At 64.3% G+C, this 19,393-nt stretch carries 18 protein-coding genes and 1 rRNA gene; 13 read left to right on the top strand and 6 right to left on the bottom strand.

Translation table 11 applies throughout. The annotated features are described in order from the left end of the window. Positions 1 to 11: 11 nt before the first annotated feature. Positions 12 to 1,631 (bottom strand): fatty acid--CoA ligase, encoded by a 1,620-nt coding sequence (locus ACK5JE_RS07610; RefSeq protein WP_416801099.1) that lies wholly within the window; start codon positions 1,629 to 1,631, stop codon positions 12 to 14. Positions 1,632 to 1,783: 152 nt separating this feature from the next. Between ACK5JE_RS07610 and pncB the strand changes: the two genes are divergently transcribed. Then, on the top strand, positions 1,784 to 2,989 hold the full coding sequence (gene pncB / locus ACK5JE_RS07605; RefSeq protein ID WP_416801098.1) for a nicotinate phosphoribosyltransferase: 1,206 nt from the start codon (positions 1,784 to 1,786) through the stop codon (positions 2,987 to 2,989). Positions 2,990 to 3,142: 153 nt separating this feature from the next. Then, positions 3,143 to 3,667, top strand: coding sequence for a hypothetical protein (locus ACK5JE_RS07600; RefSeq protein WP_416801097.1), 525 nt, complete (start codon positions 3,143 to 3,145; stop codon positions 3,665 to 3,667). Between the two features lie 20 nt (positions 3,668 to 3,687). Here ACK5JE_RS07600 and tldD read toward each other — a convergent pair whose 3' ends face one another. Together tldD and ACK5JE_RS07590 are read right to left on the bottom strand one after the other, a co-directional pair. Continuing rightward, on the bottom strand, positions 3,688 to 5,142 hold the full coding sequence (gene tldD / locus ACK5JE_RS07595) for a metalloprotease TldD (RefSeq protein WP_416801096.1): 1,455 nt from the start codon (positions 5,140 to 5,142) through the stop codon (positions 3,688 to 3,690). Positions 5,143 to 5,200: 58 nt separating this feature from the next. Then, the gene (locus ACK5JE_RS07590; RefSeq protein ID WP_416801095.1) at positions 5,201 to 6,019 is read right to left on the bottom strand and encodes a carbon-nitrogen hydrolase family protein; all 819 of its coding nucleotides are present in this window, start codon (positions 6,017 to 6,019) and stop codon (positions 5,201 to 5,203) included. A gap of 165 nt (positions 6,020 to 6,184) precedes the next feature. Between ACK5JE_RS07590 and ACK5JE_RS07585 the strand changes: the two genes are divergently transcribed. Then, complete coding sequence (locus tag ACK5JE_RS07585) at positions 6,185 to 6,556, top strand: H-NS family nucleoid-associated regulatory protein (protein WP_416801094.1); 372 nt, start codon at positions 6,185 to 6,187, stop codon at positions 6,554 to 6,556. A gap of 6 nt (positions 6,557 to 6,562) precedes the next feature. Here ACK5JE_RS07585 and ACK5JE_RS07580 read toward each other — a convergent pair whose 3' ends face one another. Continuing rightward, positions 6,563 to 7,150, bottom strand: coding sequence for a DUF4136 domain-containing protein (locus ACK5JE_RS07580; RefSeq protein ID WP_416801093.1), 588 nt, complete (start codon positions 7,148 to 7,150; stop codon positions 6,563 to 6,565). Positions 7,151 to 7,385: 235 nt separating this feature from the next. Between ACK5JE_RS07580 and pepN the strand changes: the two genes are divergently transcribed. Both pepN and ACK5JE_RS07570 read left to right on the top strand, forming a co-directional pair. Further along, the gene (gene pepN, locus ACK5JE_RS07575) at positions 7,386 to 10,166 is read left to right on the top strand and encodes an aminopeptidase N (protein ID WP_416801092.1); all 2,781 of its coding nucleotides are present in this window, start codon (positions 7,386 to 7,388) and stop codon (positions 10,164 to 10,166) included. A gap of 51 nt (positions 10,167 to 10,217) precedes the next feature. After that, complete coding sequence (locus ACK5JE_RS07570) at positions 10,218 to 11,228, top strand: class 1 fructose-bisphosphatase (RefSeq protein WP_416801091.1); 1,011 nt, start codon at positions 10,218 to 10,220, stop codon at positions 11,226 to 11,228. Positions 11,229 to 11,298: 70 nt separating this feature from the next. Here the strand turns inward: ACK5JE_RS07570 and ACK5JE_RS07565 are convergent, their stop codons facing one another. Beyond that, entirely contained in the window at positions 11,299 to 12,294 is a 996-nt protein-coding gene (locus ACK5JE_RS07565) for a quinone oxidoreductase family protein (RefSeq protein ID WP_416801209.1), read from the bottom strand. Positions 12,295 to 12,481: 187 nt separating this feature from the next. Here ACK5JE_RS07565 and ACK5JE_RS07560 point away from each other — a divergent pair, with 187 nt between their 5' ends. The 8 genes from ACK5JE_RS07560 to ACK5JE_RS07525 are packed head-to-tail and all read left to right on the top strand — an operon-like array spanning position 12,482 to position 19,028. Then, the gene (locus ACK5JE_RS07560; RefSeq protein ID WP_416801090.1) at positions 12,482 to 13,213 is read left to right on the top strand and encodes a YebC/PmpR family DNA-binding transcriptional regulator; all 732 of its coding nucleotides are present in this window, start codon (positions 12,482 to 12,484) and stop codon (positions 13,211 to 13,213) included. Then, positions 13,210 to 14,508 (top strand): phosphoribosylamine--glycine ligase, encoded by a 1,299-nt coding sequence (gene purD, locus ACK5JE_RS07555; RefSeq protein ID WP_416801089.1) that lies wholly within the window; start codon positions 13,210 to 13,212, stop codon positions 14,506 to 14,508. Before ACK5JE_RS07560 ends, purD begins: the two co-directional genes overlap by 4 nt. 24 nt (positions 14,509 to 14,532) lie before the next feature. After that, a complete protein-coding gene (hemF, locus tag ACK5JE_RS07550) occupies positions 14,533 to 15,438 on the top strand; it encodes an oxygen-dependent coproporphyrinogen oxidase (RefSeq protein WP_416801088.1) in 906 nt (301 codons plus the stop codon). Then, positions 15,429 to 16,034, top strand: coding sequence for a nicotinate (nicotinamide) nucleotide adenylyltransferase (nadD, locus tag ACK5JE_RS07545; RefSeq protein ID WP_416801087.1), 606 nt, complete (start codon positions 15,429 to 15,431; stop codon positions 16,032 to 16,034). The genes hemF and nadD overlap by 10 nt, the downstream gene beginning before the upstream one ends. Further along, positions 16,031 to 16,426 (top strand): ribosome silencing factor, encoded by a 396-nt coding sequence (rsfS, locus tag ACK5JE_RS07540; RefSeq protein WP_416801086.1) that lies wholly within the window; start codon positions 16,031 to 16,033, stop codon positions 16,424 to 16,426. The genes nadD and rsfS overlap by 4 nt, the downstream gene beginning before the upstream one ends. Beyond that, positions 16,423 to 16,893: a 23S rRNA (pseudouridine(1915)-N(3))-methyltransferase RlmH gene (gene rlmH / locus ACK5JE_RS07535; protein WP_416801085.1), complete on the top strand. Its 471-nt coding sequence runs from the start codon at positions 16,423 to 16,425 to the stop codon at positions 16,891 to 16,893. Before rsfS ends, rlmH begins: the two co-directional genes overlap by 4 nt. Before the next feature lie 12 nt (positions 16,894 to 16,905). Continuing rightward, positions 16,906 to 18,348, top strand: a complete 1,443-nt coding sequence (gene pyk, locus ACK5JE_RS07530; RefSeq protein ID WP_416801084.1) for a pyruvate kinase — start codon at positions 16,906 to 16,908, stop codon at positions 18,346 to 18,348. A gap of 53 nt (positions 18,349 to 18,401) precedes the next feature. Further along, the gene (locus ACK5JE_RS07525; protein WP_416801083.1) at positions 18,402 to 19,028 is read left to right on the top strand and encodes a Maf family protein; all 627 of its coding nucleotides are present in this window, start codon (positions 18,402 to 18,404) and stop codon (positions 19,026 to 19,028) included. Between the two features lie 175 nt (positions 19,029 to 19,203). On the opposite strand, the gene rrf is transcribed toward ACK5JE_RS07525, so the two are convergent. Next, positions 19,204 to 19,316, bottom strand: a 5S ribosomal RNA gene (gene rrf / locus ACK5JE_RS07520). Positions 19,317 to 19,393: the final 77 nt, after the last annotated feature.

Raw genomic sequence — 19,393 nt, 5'->3', positions numbered from 1 at the left:
CAGACAGCGCGCTAGACCGTCTCGCGTATGGCGCGTTTGTTGAGTTTGCCCACGCTGGTCCGGGGCAGACTGTCCACGAAACGCACCTGATCCGGCACGGCGAACCGCGACAGGGTTCCGGCATCCACCGCGGTCTGGACATGAGCGCGGATGGCCGCCTCATCGACGGACTGGCCGGACTTGAGGACCACAAAGGGCAACGGACGCTCGCCCCACCGAGCATCGGGAATGGCCACCACGGCCACTTCGGTGACGGCCGGATGACTGGAAATCACATCCTCCAGCGCCAGCGACGACACCCATTCGCCGCCCGTCTTGACGACATCCTTGAGGCGGTCGGTCACAGTCAGCATGCCACGCGCATCCAGGATCCCGATATCGCCCGTGTGCAGCCAACCACCCTGCCACAAAGCCTCGGAGGCCTCGGGCTTGCCCAGATACCCCTGGGTCAGCCAAGGCGCCCGCACCACGATCTCGCCCACGCTGACGCCATCGCAGGGTACATCGCGCAGTGCCTCGTTGACCACCCGCACCTGCACCAGCGGCAGGGCGTAGCCGGTCCGCGTGCGGTCGCGCAGGCGCTCAGCGGGGCCCGCGTGCGCGTCGCGCAATTGCGCCAGCGTCAGGACCGGGCAGGTCTCGGACATGCCATACCCGGTGAAAATGTCGATCCCCCGATCCAGCGCGGCCTGGGCCAGGCCCTGTGGCAGCGCCGAACCGCCAATGATGACCTTGCAAGCCGACAGGTCGGTGGCGCCGGCCTCGGGGTGGTTGAGCAGCATGTGCAGGATGGTCGGCACGCAATGCGAAAACGTCACGCACTCTTCGCGGATCAGCCGCAGCAAGGCATCCGGCGTGTAGCGCCCGGGATAAATCTGCTTCAGCCCCAACAGCGTCGCCACGTAGGGCAGCCCCCAGGCATGCACATGGAACATGGGCGTCATCGGCATATAGACGTCATCGCGATGCAAGCGGCCCTGTGCCACCGGACTGCCCAGCGCGGCGGACACCGCCAGCGTATGCAGAACCAGCTGACGGTGGCTGAAATACACCCCCTTGGGGTCGCCCGTGGTGCCCGTCGTATAGAAAGTGGTGGCCCGTGTGTACTCGTCGAAATCGGGAAAATCGAATTCCGGCTGCGCGCGGGCCAGCAGGGACTCGTATTCGCCATGCTCCGCAGTCTGGCCGCCGTCGGCGGTATCGGTCAGCCCCACGATCCGCCGCACGGTTTGCAGCCGGTCACGGATCGTGCCCAGCATCGGCACGAAATCATCGTGAATCAGCAAGACGCTGGCCCCGGCGTCGTTCAAGGTATATGTGATCTGGTCTGGCGACAGGCGCACATTGACGGTCATCAGCACCGCCCCCATCATGGGCACGGCAAAAAAAGCCTCCAGATAGCGATGACTGTCCCAGTCCAGGATGGCGACGGTGTCGCCGGGTCGAACCCCCAGTTCGGTCAACGCCCCCGCCAGCCGGGCCACGCGCTCGAAAAACGCCGGATACCCGAAACGATGGTCATGGTCCACGATTTCACGGTCACTGGCGACGGCCTTTGATGACATGAAGATCTGCTTGATCAACAAGGGATAGCCATAAGCCGAGGCGGCCGCCAGATGTTGAGACGTCATCACATTCCTCCTGTTCGATGCCACATCTTTGTCTTTTTTATACCCTGGATCGGTGTTTGAAATCCGCTGGAATGGGCGGTGCCATTGATCTCCAACAAGCGTTTGAAATCCGCTAACATGGACCGCATCACCCACCTCCGGGTCGCCCAGACATGCCGACCGAATCCTTCGTTCCCGTGATCGAATCCCTGCTGGATACCGATCTGTACAAGTTTACGATGTGGCAGGCCATGCTGCACCGGCATCCCGCCGCGCAGGCCGAATACCGCTTCATCTGCCGCACCCGGCCTGAATCCGCGCTGTCGGAACTGGCGCCGGCACTCGACCGGCAGCTCGATCATTTGTGCACCCTGCGCTTCCATCCCGAGGAACTCGACTATCTGCGCGGACTGCGTTACATCAAGCCGGACTTCGTCGATTTTCTGTCGCTGTTCCACTTCCAGCGCCACTTCATCCGGGTCACGACCCGAGGTGGGGATCTGGAAGTCGTGGCGCGCGGCCCGCAAGTCCATGTCATGGCCTTCGAGGTTTTCGTGCTGGCCATCATCAACGAATTGTATTTCCGCCGCTATCAGACAACGGAAGTGCTGGCCGAAGGCCGCCGCAGACTGCGCGACAAGATCTCCCTGCTGCAGGCATTCAGCCGCGAGCCCGCGCGGCGCTTTCCCTTGCTGATCTCGGATTTCGGTCTGCGCCGACGATTCTCGCGCGCCTGGCAGGAAGAAATCCTGCAGCAACTGCGCCAGGACGTGCCGCACTATCTGACGGGCACCTCCAACGTGTTCCTGGCCCGCAAACACGACCTGACCCCCGTGGGCACCATGGCGCACGAATATCTTCAGTCCTATCAGGCGTTCGGCAAGGTCCGTCTGCGCGACTTCCAGCGCGCCGCGCTCGAGGATTGGGTTCAGGAATACCGGGGCGACCTGGGCATCGCGCTGACCGACGTGGTGGGCATGGATGCCTTTCTGGCGGATTTCGACCTGTATTTCGCCAAACTGTTCGACGGGCTGCGTCATGACTCCGGTGACCCGATTGCCTGGGGCGAGCGCGCCATCGCGCACTATCAGTCGCTGCGCATCGACCCGGCCGGCAAGCGCCTCGTCTTCTCGGACGGACTGGACCTGCCGCGCGCGCTGGAACTGTACCGCCACTTCGCCGATCGGGTGCAGCCGGCCTTTGGCATCGGTACCCACCTGACCAACGACCTGGGTCCCACGCCGCTGAACATTGTCATGAAACTGTTCCAGTGCAACGGCATGCCGACAGCCAAGCTGCCTGACAGCCCCGGTAAAATCCACTGCACTGACGAGACATTCCTGGCCTATCTGCGGCAAGTGTTCGGACAGACGAAATAAACGCGAGGCGCCCGCATGAGTGCAGGGTGCTCACAAGCCTCCGCACTGCCTCGGCCTCAGGGTCAAGAAATGCAATGATGACAAGGCGATACTTGATTTGCCCGGGCGGCGTCCGGATAATCCAACCCATACTGAGCACACAAGAGCCTGCCCATGTCGGACAACAAAACAAAACTGCGAGAACTGTACCAGGAAGCCCTGAAATACAAGTCCCAGGAGGACGCGGACGGCGATCTCCGTTTCGAGGTGCCGGGACTGGGCCATTTCTGCATCATCCTGCTCGAGGATGATCCCGAATTCCTGAAAATCGATTACCCGTACTTTTACGACAACAGCAAGAACAAAGCGCTCGGCAAGACCGAATTCTGTATTGCCGCTGAAGAGGTCAGCCGCAAATTCAAGGCGGCAAAGATTTCGGTCCAGTGGACCGAACAAGACCAGACCTGGAACGCGTCCGCCCATATCGAGGCCTTTATTGCCGGCCCCGACAAACTGCCCGACCTCGAACTGCTCAAAGAGATCCTGTACCGGAACATCACCGCCATCGAGTCGGCCAGGGACGCATTCATCACCACCATCGAGGGATCGTCCACCCCCCAGGAGACGACCGCCCCCAAAGAGGAGGCCCCGCCCGCCATCCGGCTGATCAAGACATCAGACCAGGAATCCTCTGAATAAGTGACAACCGCCGCAAGCGGCTACGCCGTCCCGCCGACCGTCAGGCCTTCGATCCGCAGAGTCGGCATGCCCACCCCGACGGGCACGCTCTGGCCTTCCTTGCCGCAGGTGCCGACCCCGGAATCCAGCGCCAGATCATCGCCGATCATGGCGATCCGGCCCATGGCCTCCGGGCCGCTGCCGATCAGGGTGGCGCCCTTGACAGGGTGCGTGACCCGGCCATTTTCGATCAGATAGGCCTCGGATGCGGAAAACACGAATTTCCCGCTGGTGATGTCGACCTGACCACCGCCGAAATTGACGGCATACAGGCCACGATCGACCGAAGCAATGATGTCCTCAGGCGCATCGCGTCCGGCCAGCATGTAGGTATTGGTCATGCGGGGCATGGGCAGGTGCGCGTAGGACTCGCGCCGGCCATTGCCGGTCGGCGCCTGCTTCATCAGGCGAGCATTCATGGAATCCTGCATGTAGCCGCGCAGGATGCCGTCCTCGATCAGGACATTGTGCTGGGTGGGATGCCCCTCATCGTCCACATTCAGCGACCCGCGCCGATCCACCAGCGTGCCATCGTCGACCACTGTGACGCCGCGCGAAGCCACGCGTTCGCCGATACGGCCCGAAAACACGCTCGACCCCTTGCGGTTGAAATCACCCTCCAGGCCGTGTCCCACCGCCTCGTGCAGCAGGATCCCGGGCCAGCCCGAGCCCAGCACCACCGCCATCTGCCCCGCCGGCGCCGGACGGGCCTCGAGATTGACGCGGGCCTCGTGCACCGCGCGGTCCACATAGCCACGCAGGATGTCGTCGGTGAAATAGGTCAGGCCAGTGCGTCCACCGCCACCGCCGTGACCCATTTCCCGCCGCCCCTGGCGCTCTGCAATGACGGTCAGTGACAGCCGGACCAGAGGGCGCACATCGGCCACCAGCCGGCCGTCGCTGCCGGCCACCAGAATGACATCGTATTCGGCTGCCAGTCCGGCCATGACCTGGATGATTTCCGGATCGGCGGCGCGGGCCATGCGCTCGACCCGTTCCAGCAAAGCTACCTTGTCCGGAGCGGAAAGCGAATCCACGGGATTGACGGCCGCATACAAGTGATGGGGCATTTCGACCCCGCCATCCACACGGCACCGGCCCGCCCCCTGTCGCGCAATCGTGCGCACCGCTCGGGCGGAGGACATCAGGGCCTGGGGCGACAAACTGTCGGAATAGGCAAACGCGGTTTTCTCGCCGCTGACGGCCCGCACCCCGACCCCCTGGTCGATGGAAAAACTGCCGGTCTTGACGATGCTTTCTTCGAGACTCCAGCCTTCGGCGCAGCTGTACTGAAAATACAGATCGGCATAATCGACGCAATGGCTGTGAATATCGGACAAGGCCTGCGCCAGATGCGACTCATCCAGCCCCCACGGTTCCAGCAACAACGTCCTGGCAGCATTCAAAGCATCCAGGCCCGGCTCAACAAGTTTCATCTGACACCATTCATCCATCGAACATCGACCCGCGCCCGCGCGCGGTCCTGGGCATGATTCACAGCACCCGATGGCGCAACGCAGGCAGGGATTCCCGCACCGCCGCCAGGCGATCTGTTTCCATGACTCCCGCCGCCACACCGGGACCTTCGGGCAGGCAATCCAGGATCTCGCCCCAAGGATCGATCAGCATCGAATGCCCCCAGGTGCGCCGGCCATTGGCATGCGTCCCCCCCTGGGCGCTGGCCAGCACATAGCACTGGTTTTCAATGGCGCGCGCGCGCAGCAGGACTTCCCAGTGTACCGAACCCGTGGTCCAGGTAAAAGCCGCCGGCAACACCATCAGCCGCACATCGCCCTGCGCGCGAAAGAACTCGGGGAATCGCAGGTCATAGCAAATCCCCAGGGCCGTACGCCCGAACGGCATATCGAAAACCTGGGGCGGATCATCCCCCGGGCGAATCGCCCGGGACTCATCATAGGACTCCTGCCCCCGATGGAAACTGAACAGATGGATCTTGTCATAACGCGCGCAGACCTGGCCCTGGGGATCATGCACCAGGCATGTGTTATAAATCCGGTCCGCATCCGGGCTGCGCAAAGGCAACGTGCCGCCCACCAGCCAAATACCATGATGGCGCGCCTGTTCCGCCAAAAAGGTCTGGATCGGCCCCTCACCCGGCATTTCGGCCAGCGGCAGCTTATCCTTGTCATGCTGCCCCATAAAACAAAAATACTCGGGCAGCGCCACCAGCGATGCGCCTTGCAAGACCGCTTGTTCGATGCCCCGGGCAGCCTGCTCGAGATTACCGGTCACGTCCAGGCCCGACACCATCTGCACCGCAGCAATACGCATCGAAAGATCACCACTGCTCATGAATTCTCCTGATTACTAAAAGCTGAAAGGATGTCGCTCCATGTCCACACGCTGGAATATAAATATTGCGCACATCTTTTGAAACAAGATTAAAATCAATCCCGGTATTCAAATACGATTTTTGAATCCCGCCATCATATTGATCGATCCCCAACGGAGCTATGAATGACCCGTCCCAGCTATACCACCGAAAAATCCCGTCTAGAAAAAGAAATGGCCAAGCTCCAGAAAAGAATCCAGACATTGCAGACCAAGCAACGCAAACCCAAGATCGCCGCGATCGTGCGCTCGATGCGCGAATACGACATTACCCTCGAAGAAGTCTCCGCCGCTTTCAACCGCAAGGCGCCCGGCCGCAAGCCCGCCGCACCCCGCAAGACGAGTGCCACGGCCAAGCGGGTGGTCGCCCCAAAATACCGCCATCCCGAGACCCAGGCCACCTGGACGGGCCGGGGCAAGGCGCCGCGCTGGATCAGCGAAGCCGAAGCCGCCGGTACGCCGCGCGAGACCTTCCTGATCGCCGACAAGGCCGGCTGAGAGGATTCATTCCAAAGGATAGCGTACTTTGACGACCTGGCCGTTGCGGCCGGGGAAATGATCGAACAGGGCGCGCGCCAGATACGGCATGGCCGCGCCCAACTGATTGCGACGACTGGTCGCAACCGCCGTCGCGCGATAGACCTCACGCCCCTGCTGCGCTTTGTCATCGATCCGCACAGAGAGGGTCAGTCGATAAATATCGACGGCGACGGTTTGAATCTCCGGCCCCATGCCCCACGCCCAGCGTGAATGATAAAACCCGCCATAAGGCCCGTAGATCCCTCCGTAATACATCATGGGGTCCACGAATTCCTGGCGCCACAGCCTTTCCTGGGGGCTGCCGTATTCCATATGCACCTTGAAACGAGACTGCGCGGCCGACCTGGCCTCGACCAGTCCGGTCGGCCCCAAGGCGGCGCGCACCGTATCGGCATAGGTCTGAAATTCCAGATTATTGCGCTGCGTTTCGTCAGCCTCGATCCAGTAGGTCGCCCCCTGGGTATTCTCCGGCCATTGCTGATAGCGCGTGACCTGCGCCGAAAACACCGAGGCACACCCGCCCAACAGCAGCGCCAGACATAATCCGGACAAGCAACGGAGCCATCCGCGCTCCATCCTCGTCAACGCCAAACCACGACCCACCATCACGCGCTCCATTCTGATCCATCAACCGATCCTGCGGATTGCGCCCAAACGCGATCCATCGCGCCATCATAGGCGCTGCGATGGCCGGCGAACAACTGGCCGTTGCACTCCGATACAGCCCGGTCATGCCGTAAAGGGCCGACTACAATGGGGCTGCAGACATGCTTTTCGGAACAGAATCATGCGTACGGATATCGCCCCCACCATCTTTCGCCAGGACTACGCTCCTTATCCCTACCGCCTGCCACAGGTGCGGCTGGAATTCGATCTTGCCGCGGAATCCACCCGGGTCCGTTCCGAGCTGCGCTTCGAATTCGCACCGGGCACCGCGCCGGGCACGCCGCTCATGCTGCAAGGCGAGGATCTGGAACTGATCGAGGTCCGGCTCGACGGCCGCCCTCTGAGCGCCGACGAATATCAGCTGGCCGATGGCGCCCTCAGTCTTGTGCCACCAGGACATGGCAAATCCTTCACCATCGGCATCGTCAGCCTGTGCCGCCCGGCCGACAACACCACCTTGATGGGACTGTATGTCTCGGGCGACAAGCTCTTCACCCAGTGCGAAGCCCAGGGCTTTCGCCGCATCACCTGGTTTCCGGATCGTCCCGACGTGATGGCGCGCTTCGAGGTGCTGCTGCGGGCCGACCCGGCTGCCTATCCGCTGCTGCTGTCCAACGGCAACCTGATCGAACAGGCCGGCCTGCCCGATGGCCGCCACCAGGCACTGTGGCGAGATCCTCACCCCAAACCCTGCTATCTGTTCGCTCTGGTGGCCGGCGATTTCGACTGCATCGAACGCACCGACACCACCCGCAGCCGCCGCGAAGTGCTGCTGCAGGTCTACAGCGACAAGGGCTATCAGGCGCAGACCCGCTGGGCGCTGGACTGCCTGACAAACGCCCTGCACTGGGACGAGCGGCGTTTCGGCCTTGAACTGGATCTGGATCGGTTCATGGTGGTGGCCGCGCGCGACTTCAACATGGGCGCCATGGAGAACAAGGGCCTGAACATTTTCAATGCCGCCTATGTGCTGGCCGACCCCTCGACCGCCACGGATGCGGCCTATCGCGGCATCGAAGCGGTGATCGGCCATGAATATTTCCATAACTGGACCGGCAACCGCGTGACCTGCCGCGACTGGTTCCAGTTGTCCCTCAAGGAGGGCCTGACGGTCTTCCGCGACCAGGAATTCTCCGCCGACATGCTGGCCGAAGGCCTGTCCCCCGCCGAGGCCGCCAGCGCCCGGGCCGTCAAACGCATCGACGACGTGCATACCCTGCGCCTGGCTCAGTTTCCCGAGGACGCCGGCCCCATGGCCCATCCCATCCGGCCGGACAGCTACCAGGAAATCGGCAATTTCTACACGGCCACGGTCTACGAAAAAGGCGCGGAAGTCATCCGCATGCAGCACACCCTGCTGGGCGAATCGGGGTTTCGCGCCGGGATGGAGGAATATTTTCGCCGCCATGACGGCCAGGCCGTGACCTGCGATGACTTCGTCAATGCCATGGAATCCGTCTACACACAGCAGCACCCCGGCCAGGATTTTTCCATGTTCCGGCGCTGGTACGCTCAGGCCGGCACACCGCGCGTCCGGGTGCGCTCGCACTATGATCCTGCCACAGGCACCTGCCGCATCACGCTCGAACAGCACTGCGCTCCTGTGGGGCAGGAAACCCGTCAATCGCCGCCCGCCGAAAAGCTGCCGCTGCACATCCCTGTCGCAATCGGCCTGATCGACGCGCAGGGCCGCGCCCTGCCCCTGCGGCAGGACGACGAGATCCTCGACACCCTCATTCTGGAACTGCGCGAAACCAGCCAGACCTGGACCCTGACGGACATCCCGAGCGCGCCTGTCCTGTCTCTGCTGCGCGGCTTCTCCGCTCCCGTCATCCTGGAAACCGACCGCACGACAGACGACCTCGCGCTGCTGGCGCGCCATGACCCGGACCCCTTTGCCCGCTGGGATGCCGCCCAGGAAACCGCACATCGTCATCTCCAGGGCTGCATGAGAGCCGATCGCGAAGGCACCGCGCAACCGGCCCCGGACACGCTGCTGTCGATCTGGCGCGCCGCCCTCGATCCCGCCGGGCATGGCGTCGCCCCGGCCCGCAACACGGCGGCCTCCGGCGCCAGGCCACGTGCTGGCAACGGGGAGGACCACCAGACTCTGTCACCCGCCTACCGCGCGCGGCTGCTGGCGCTGCCCGCCGTGCGCGAGGTCATCGATCGCAGCGAGCCCATGGATCCCCTGGCCGCGGTGACCGCCTGGACCCGCACCCGGCAATCCCTGGGAGCGTCATTGTCCGACGCTTGGCGCGCCACCTACGACGACCTGGCCGACGACGGCCGTCCCTATGCGCCGGACCCCCTCTCTTCGGGCCGCCGCGCCCTGCACAATCTGGCACTGGACAATCTGCTGGCAGGACAAGCGCCCGACGCGGTCGAGCTGGCCCTGGCCCAATACCGCCAGGCCCGCAACATGACCGAGAGCCTGGGCGCACTGACGGCCCTGCTGCAGCACGCACCGCAGGCGGCTGCGGACCCCCTGGCCGATTTCCATGCCCGCTGGCACGACGACCCATTGGTGCTGGACCGCTGGTTCGGTGTCCAGGCCAGCGCCCCCGGCTGCACCGTCGACGGCGTCCGCGCCCTGATGGCGCTGCCGGATTTTTCGCTGCGCAATCCCAACCGCGCACGCGCGGTCGTTTTCCGCTTCTGCCTGGACAACCCTGGTAACCTGCACACGCCGCAAGGCTATGATTTCTGGGCGGAACAGGTCCTGGCGCTCGATGCCCTGAATCCCGAGGTCGCCGCCCGGCTGTCGCGCGCCTTCGACAACTGGGCGCGCCATGAACCGGTTGCCCAGGCCGGCATGCAGGCGGCTCTGCAACGCGTGCTGGCGGCGTCCAGCCTGTCGCGCAATGTCCGCGAGATCATCTCCAAGGCGCTAGGAGCCTGAGCACCACTGAACACGCAACACGAAAGCCCATCCACCTATCGGGGAACCACTTTGAAATACAAGACTTTGACCCAGTATCTGGTCGAACAGCAGCGCGAGCACAAGGCCGTGTCGGCCGAGGTCCGGCTGTTGATCGAGACCGTCTCTCGCGCCTGCAAGGCGATCAGCCACGCCGTCAGCAAGGGCGCACTGGGCGGCGTGCTCGGCAGCCTGGGCACCGAAAACGTCCAGGGCGAGGTCCAGAAAAAACTCGACGTGCTGTCCAACGAGATTCTGCTGGAGGCCAATGAATGGGGCGGCAATCTGGCGGCCATGGCCTCCGAGGAAATGCAGACCATCCACCGCATTCCAAACCACTACCCCAAGGGCCAGAACCTGCTGCTTTTCGATCCCCTGGACGGCTCCTCGAACATCGACGTGAACGTATCCATCGGCACGATCTTCTCCGTGCTGCAGGCCCCCGCCGAGGCCGCGGGCCGCGAGATCGACGAGGTGGATTTCCTGCAGCCAGGCACCCGCCAGGTCGCCGCCGGTTACGCCATCTACGGCCCGCAAACCATGCTGGTCCTGACTGTGGGCGCCGGGGTCATGGGGTTCACCCTGGACCGCGAAATGGGCTCCTGGCTGCTGACGCATGAACACATCCGCCTGCCCGAACAGACACAGGAATTCGCCATCAACATGTCGAACATGCGGCACTGGGAAGCCCCGGTGCGCCGCTACATCGACGAATGTCTGCAAGGCGAGACCGGCCCACTGGGCAAGAACTACAACATGCGCTGGATCGCGTCCATGGTGGCCGATGTCCACCGCATCCTGACGCGCGGCGGCGTCTTCATGTATCCCCGCGATGCCCGCGCATCCGGACGCAAGGGCAAGCTGCGCCTGATGTACGAAGCCAACCCCATGAGTTTCCTGGTCGAACAGGCCGGGGGCTGCGCGATCGATGGCGCGGGCCGGATCCTGGACATCCTGCCCGACGCCCTGCATCAGCGTGTCGGCGTCATCCTGGGATCGCGCGAAGAAGTCGAACGCGTGCAGGGCTATCACCAGAGCGCCTGACCCGGTAATCCCGGCGGTCCCGTGCATCAGCCGCCGGCCACGGGCCGGGCCTCCTGCCCGGCCCGTCCCGTCAGTCCAGAGTCAGCACAGTCGCGCCCGTCGTCCCGCGCGAATTCAGGGCGGCATGCGCCTGCGCTGCGTCCGCCAGAGAAAACCGCTGACCGATCACGATGTCGAGCTTGCCGGCAGTCACCAGTTCGAACACCTCGTCTGCGGCGGCCTGCATGGCCTGCGCGGTCGCCACGTACGCTGCCAGCGTTGGCCGGGTGACATAGAGCGACCCCTTGGCCGCAAGCAGGCCCAGATTGACGCCTTCGACCGGCCCGGACGCATTGCCGAAACTGACCATCAGGCCACGCGGCTGGAGACAATCGAGCGAGATTTCCCAGGTGCTCTTGCCGACGCCGTCGTAGACCACCGGCACCTTGCTGCCATCGGTCAGTTCCTTGACCCGGGCGACGATGTCCTCACGGCTGGAATCGATCACCTCCCAGGCCCCGTGACGGCGCGCCAGCGCGGCCTTTTCAGGGGTCGATACGGTGCCGATCAGACGCACGCCCAGCGCCCTGGCCCACTGACAGGCGATCAGCCCGACCCCGCCTGCTGCGGCATGGAACAGCACGGTTTCATTGCCCTGCAGCCGATAGGTCTGGCGAAACAGATACTGCACCGTCAGCCCCTTGAGCATCAGCGCGGCGGCTTGCTCGAACCCGACACCATCGGGAATCCTCACCACCCGGTCACCCGGCACGTTGCGCAAGTCCGCATACGCGCCGATGGGGCTCTGTCCGTAGGCCACGCGATCGCCCGCGCGCAAGTGACGCACCTCGGCACCCACCGACTCGACCACGCCGGCAGCCTCGAAGCCCAGGCCATGAGGCAGCGGATTCGGATAAAGGCCCGTACGGCAGTAGATATCGATGAAATTCAGGCCGATGGCCTTCTGGCGGATGCGGACCTCATGCAGCGCGGGGGGCGGAACGTCTATCTCTTCCAGCCGCATCAGTTCGGGTCCGCCATGCTCATGCACGCGAATCACCTGGGCCTTTTCCGTTTTTTCCACGATGGACACCCCCGGCCCCGCCGGGCCTGACTGTTTGACAAAGATTCAGACTAGCATAAATTCCTGCCGGTTCATGATGCGCCGCCTGCGCCCGTGGATCGGACCAGGGCAACCAGGCCGCAGACTGATTTGGCCTGAGGCGTTAAAATCGCAGGTTCGTTGAACGCATCCTCTTAGAACTCGACACATCATGGCCGGACACAGCAAATGGGCAAACATCCAGCACCGCAAAGGGCGTCAGGACGCCAAGCGCGGCAAGCTCTGGACGAAGATCATCCGTGAAATCACTGTGGCCGCCCGTGCCGGCGGTCCCGATCCCGATGCCAATCCCGCCCTGCGCCTCGCCTGGGACAAGGCGACGTCCGCCAACATGCCCAAGGACAACATCCTGCGCGCCATCCAGCGCGGATCGGGCACCGAGGACGGCGCCAACTACGAGGAAATCCGCTACGAAGGCTACGGCATCGGCGGCGCGGCGCTGATCATCGACTGCATGACCGACAATCGCCAGCGCACCGTCTCCGAAGTCCGCCACACGCTGTCCAAGCACGGCGGCAACCTGGGCCAGGACGGCAGTGTGGTCTACATGTTCAAGCATTGCGGTCAATTCATCTTCGCGCCCGGCACCTCGGAAGAACAGGCCATGGAGATCGCCCTGGAAAACGGCGCCGATGACGTCCAGTCCGACGAGGAAGGCATGATCGAGGTCACCTGTGAGCCGGGCGATTACGCGGCGCTGAAGCAGGCTTTCGAGGCCGCCGGTCTCGAGGCCGAGGTGCACGGCGTCATCATGAAGGCCCTGTCCAAAGTCGAGCTGGCCGGAGAGGATGCCGAAAAAATGCAAAGGATCATCGATCTGCTGGAGGATCTGGACGATGTCCAGGAGGTCTATACCACCGCCGTTCTGGACGAGGCCGAATGAAACTGCTCGTCATCGGTTCCGGCGGCCGCGAACACGCCCTGGCATGGCGTCTGGCCCAATCGCCCCGGGTACAAAAAGTCTATGTCGCGCCCGGCAATGGCGGCACCGACCAGGCGCCGGCCCTGGAAAACCTGCCGCTGCAGGACACCGACGCGCTGATCGAGTTCGCACGCCAGGAAAAGATCGCCTTTACCGTCGTCGGCCCCGAGGCGCCGCTGGCCGCTGGCATCGTGGACGCCTTTCGCGCCGCGGGATTGCGCATTTTCGGCCCCACGCAGGCGGCTGCCCAGCTCGAAAGCTCAAAGGACCACGCCAAGGCGTTCATGGTGCGCCACGACATTCCGACCGCCGCCTATGCGACCTTTACCGACGCCGACGAGGCCCACGCCTACATCCGCACCCAAGGAGCGCCCATCGTCATCAAGGCCGACGGCCTGGCCGCCGGCAAAGGCGTGGTCGTGGCCCAGCACCTGGACGAGGCCCTGGGGGCCATCGATCACATGCTGGGTGAACACGGCGCCTTCGGCGCGGCCGGCGCCCGCGTGGTGGTCGAAGAATTCCTCGAAGGCGAAGAAGCCAGCTTCATCGTCATGTGCGACGGCCAGCACGTCCTGCCACTGGCCACCAGCCAGGATCACAAGCGTCTGCTGGATGGCGACACCGGCCCCAACACCGGCGGCATGGGCGCCTACTCACCCGCGCCCATCGTCACCCCGGCCCTGCACAACCGCATCATGCGCGAAATCATCCAGCCCGCGATCCAGGGCATGGCGCATGACGGTCTGCCCTATACCGGCTTTCTGTATGCCGGCCTGATGATCGGCCCGGGACCCGACGCCAGCCGCAGCCTCAAGGTCCTGGAATTCAACTGCCGCCTGGGCGACCCTGAGACCCAACCCATCATGCTGCGCGTGAAAAGCGACTTTTCCGAGGTCCTGGAGCATGCCCTGGACGGCACGCTGGACCAGGCCGAGATCGATTGGGACCGGCGCACTGCCGTGGGCGTGGTGCTCGCCGCGGCCGGCTATCCGGACGCCCCCCGCAAGGGCGATCCGATCACGGCGCTGGTGCCGGACACACCCGACTGCGTCACATTCCATGCCGGCACCGTGACCGACGGCGGTCCGCTGCGCACCAGCGGAGGACGTGTGCTGTGCGTCACGGCGCTGTCCGACTCCATTCGCCGCGCCCAGCAAGCCGCCTACGAGACCGTCAATCAGACCCAGTTCGAAGGCCGTCAGTTCCGTCGCGACATCGGCTGGCGCGCCCTGGCCGCTGGCAAGCGGCACGACTGAGGCACACAGCGGACAGAGCCCGACATGCACGTCCCCGTCCTCCTGGTTCACGATACATTTTCCCAGCTCCAGGACCGCATCGTCCAGGCCCTGGAGGATCTCGAGGGCTCGGCCTTCGGCCGGGATCCCTGGTCGCGCCCGGAGGGCGGCGGCGGCCTGGCCCGCTATTGCGAGGACGGCAAGGTCTTCGAGCGCGCCGGCGTGCTGTTCAGCCATGTGCAGGGCGATGCCTTGCCGCCTTCGGCCAGCGCCCACCGACCCGAACTGACCGGTCGCAGCTGGGAGGCCATGGGCGTGTCCATGGTGCTGCATCCGCGCAATCCCCATGTGCCGACCACGCACATGAATGTGCGTCTGTTCGTCGCGCATGACCCGGAAGGCCATCACGCCGACGTTTTCTGGTTCGGCGGCGGTCTGGATCTGACGCCCTACTACCCGGTAGATGCCGACGTGCATCATTTCCATCAGGTCTGCCACGATGCGGTCGCCCCCTTTGGCGACGACAAGTACCCCCGCTACAAGGCCTGGTGCGACGACTATTTCCTGCTGCGCCACCGGGGTGAGACACGCGGGGTCGGCGGCCTGTTCTTCGACGATCTGAACACCCCTGATTTCGACATCTGCTTCGCCCTGACCCGGGCCGTGGGCGACTGCTTCATCCCGGCCTACGCACCTATTGTCCAGGCGCGCCGCGACACCCCCTATGGTGAACGCGAGCGCGCGTTCCAGGCCTATCGGCGCGGCCGCTATGTGGAATTCAACCTGGTTTACGACCGGGGCACGCTGTTCGGCCTGCAATCGGGCGGGCGCACGGAATCCATCCTGCTGTCCATGCCGCCCCTTGCCCAATGGCGTTACGACTGGACGCCCGAGCCGGGATCACCCGAATCGGCGCTGGCCGACTATCTGCGACCGCGCGCATGGCTGTGACGTCCCAGGTCGGACTGTTGGGGGGCAGCTTCGACCCGGTGCACCGGGCCCATATCGCGCTGGCCCAGGCCGCACGGGACGCCCTGGGACTGGAACATGTCGAACTGCTGCCCGCCGCGCGCCCCTGGCAGCGAGGCCGACTGGGCGCTGCGCCGGAACATCGGCTGCGCATGCTGGAACTGGCCTGCGCCGACGACCCGGGCCTGCGTGTCAACCCGATCGAGCTGCGGCGCGCCGGCAACACCTACACCATCGACACGCTTGCCGCGCTGCCTGCCACGGCTCAATATACATGGATCCTCGGATCGGACCAGCTGGCCAATTTCTGCACCTGGCACCACTGGCGCGAATTGCTGCAACACGTCCGGCTGGCCGTCGCCGAACGACCCGGCTCGCCCGTGGCACCCCCCGCCGAGCTGGCACAGGCCCTGGCACCCGGCGGACTGGTCCGGATTCCCTTCACGCCGTGGCCGATTTCCGCCACGGAAATCCGGCAGCACCTGGCCTCCGGTCAGCCTGTCGGCACGATGCTGAACCCTCGCGTGCTGGCCTATATCCGCCGCCATCGGCTCTACCTGAACCCCGAAACCCCATGAATCTGCAAAAACAGCAACGCCTTGTCATCGACGCCCTGGAAGACGCCAAGGCCCGGGACATCAAAGTCTTCAACACCACAGGCCTGACCGGCCTGTTCGACCGCGTCATCATCGCCACCGGCACCTCCAATCGCCAGACCCGCGCCATTGCCAGCCATGTCGCCGAACAGGCCAAGCAACACGGTCTGGAGATCATCGCCTACGAAGGCGAGGACACTGGCGAATGGCTGCTGGTCGATCTGGGCGACATCGTGGTGCACTGCATGCAACCCGCCATCCGCACCTACTACAATCTGGAAGAAATCTGGGGTGCCAAGCCGGTGCGGGTCAGGCTGCTGCCCACCGGCCCCGCGCAAGCCAACAAACTGGCCGGTTCTGACGAAGACGAATGAAACTCCTGGTCTATGCCGTCGGCACCCGCATGCCCGCCTGGGTCCAGACGGCCTGGCAGGATTTTGCCAAGCGCCTGCCGCGCGACTGCGCGCTGGAGCTGCATGAGATCCGTCCCGAGCCCCGCACCAGCGGCAAGACCCCCCGGCAGCTGATGCATGCCGAAGCCCTGCGCATCGAGGCCGCCCTGCCCGCGCAGGCCTGGCGCGTCATCCTCGACGAGCGCGGCCGCGACCTGAGCACGCAGGACCTGGCGGGCCACCTCGAAACCTGGCGCGCCAGTGGTCACGACATTGCCTTCATTGTCGGCGGACCCGACGGACTGGATCCGGCCCTGAAACAAACCGCCAGACAGACCGTGCGCCTGTCCTCTCTGACTTTGCCCCATCCCCTGGTCCGCATCCTGCTGGCCGAACAGCTCTACCGCGCCTGGTCCATCCAGGCGGGCCACCCATATCATCGAGCCTGAGGAGCATCCGCCATGACAGTCCGCCGCCGCACCAAGATCGTCGCCACGCTGGGGCCCTCGACCTCCAGCCCCGAAAGCATCGAAGCTCTGATTCTGGCCGGCCTGGACGTGGCCCGGCTGAATTTTTCCCATGGCAAGCCCGAAGACCACCGCGAGCGGGTCCGGCTGGTGCGCGAGATTTCTGCGCGGCACAACCGGCACATCGGACTCATGGGTGATCTTCAGGGGCCCAAAATCCGCATCGGCCGCTTTGCCGACGGACCGGTGACCCTGAATGCGGGGGATACCTTCATCCTGTCGATCCAGCATCCGCTGGACGCCGGCACCGATGAAATCGTCGGCATCGAATACCCGCCGCTGGTCCAGGACTGCGCGCCTGGCGACGAACTGCTGCTGGACGATGGCCGCGTCATCCTGCGGGTCGAGTCCGTGGACGCCGTGGCGGTACATACCCGGATCGAGGTCGGCGGGCCACTGTCCAACAACAAGGGCATCAATCGGCGCGGCGGTGGCATCTCGGCCCCCAGCCTCACCGACAAGGACCGCCAGGACATCCTGCTGGCCGCCGAACTCGAACTGGACTACGTCGCGGTGTCCTTTCCCCGCGCGGGAGAGGACATTGAACAAGCGCGTCAGCTGGTGCGCGACGCTGGCAGCGCAGCCTGGATCATTGCCAAGATCGAACGCGCCGAGGCCGTGGCCGACGATACAGCGCTGGACGACCTGATCCGCGCCAGTGATGGCGTGATGGTGGCCCGGGGCGATCTGGGCGTGGAGATCGGCGATGCCCGCCTGGCGGGCATCCAGAAACGCATCATCCAGCACGCCCGGACGCTGAACAAGCTGGTGATCACGGCCACCCAGATGATGGAGTCCATGATCTCCAGCCCCATTCCGACCCGGGCAGAGGTCTCCGATGTGGCCAATGCGGTGCTCGACTACACGGATGCGGTCATGCTCTCGGCAGAATCGGCCTCCGGACAATACCCTGTCGAGGCGGTTCAAGCCATGGCGCGGATCTGCCTGGGTGCCGAACGCGAGCCCACCAGCACCCTGTCCCATCACCGCCTGGGCGAGACATTCTCACGTTGCGACGAGACCATCGCGCTGGCCAGCATGTATTCGGCCAACCATTTTCCGGGCATCAAGGCCATCATCAGCCTGACGGAAAGCGGCCATACCCCGCTCATCATGTCGCGCATCCGCTCCGGCGTTCCCATCTACTGCTATACACGTCACCCTGCCACCCAGTGCCGGGCCGCGCTGTTCCGGGGCGTCTATACCGTCTCCTTCGATGCCGCCGCTCTGCCCCCCGCGGAGGTCAGCGAGGCCGCCATCGACATCCTGCGCAGTCAGGGACAGTTGCAGTCGGGCGACTGGATCATCCTGACCAAGGGCGACTTCTACAGCAACAGCGGCGGTACCAACGGGATGAAGATCCTGCGTGTGAACTGAAGCATGAATTCTGCGTTCGCCGCGCAGGACCGCCGGTGAGAAGCCCCTTTACGATGCCGCCTTCCTTCATTCTGCTGGCCTCGGCCAGCCCCCGCCGCCACGAGATCCTGGACCAGCTGGCGATTCCTCACGGTATCCTGCGCGTACCCGCGCCGGAAGGCGAAGACGAGCCGCAATTGCCGGGCGAAGCCGCTGCCGACTACGTCCGTCGCACGGCGCGAGACAAGGCCGAGCATGCGGTCCGCTGGCTGGCCGCTGGCGGCCAGCCCGATCCGCTGCCCGGATCCTGGCCCACCCGGTGGCGGGATGCGCCCATCCTGTGCGCGGACACCACGGTCATTCTGGAAGGCGACGTGCTGGGCAAACCGCGCGATGCGGCTGACGCCGCAGCCATGCTGCGCCGCCTGTCGGACCGGGCACATGCAGTCCACACCGCGGTGGTCCTGGCGCATCGTGGCACTTTTCATGAGGCGGTCAGCATCAGCACGGTGCATTTCCAGCCGCTGACGGACGCCGACGTCGAGGCCTACATTGCCAGTGGAGAACCCTTCGGCAAAGCAGGCAGCTATGCCATCCAGGGTCTGGCCGCAGCCTTCGTGGCGCATCTTGCGGGCAGCCACAGCGGTGTCATGGGACTGCCGGCACACGAGACCTTCCGGCTGCTGGCGCGCATCGGCTAAGCGGACGCACATCAACCGGGCTGGCACGCCTTTTCCATTTGGAAATGGCAGTGCCTTCAGAGGAAAGCGGGGATCAAACAGCCGAACTCAGGTGCTCCGGCAGGCGTGCGCCCGCGCTGGCGGCCCAAAGACAAAGCCCCTGCAGAATACTCTGCAGGGGCTTTGCGGTATAAGAGCCTGACGATGACCTACTTTCACAGGTGTCCACCCACTATCATCGGCGCAAAGGCGTTTCACTGTCCTGTTCGGGATGGGAAGGAGTGGGTCCACCTTGCTATGGTCGTCAAGCATAACTGGTTGCAATCCAGCCCTCTTGCAAGAAGACTGAATCGCCAATTTGGAAGAAGCACACCACGCACGGGCTG

Source organism: Castellaniella sp., assembly GCF_047971665.1.
GTDB lineage: Bacteria > Pseudomonadota > Gammaproteobacteria > Burkholderiales > Burkholderiaceae_B > Castellaniella.
This window is presented reverse-complemented; position numbering and strand designations above follow the sequence as displayed.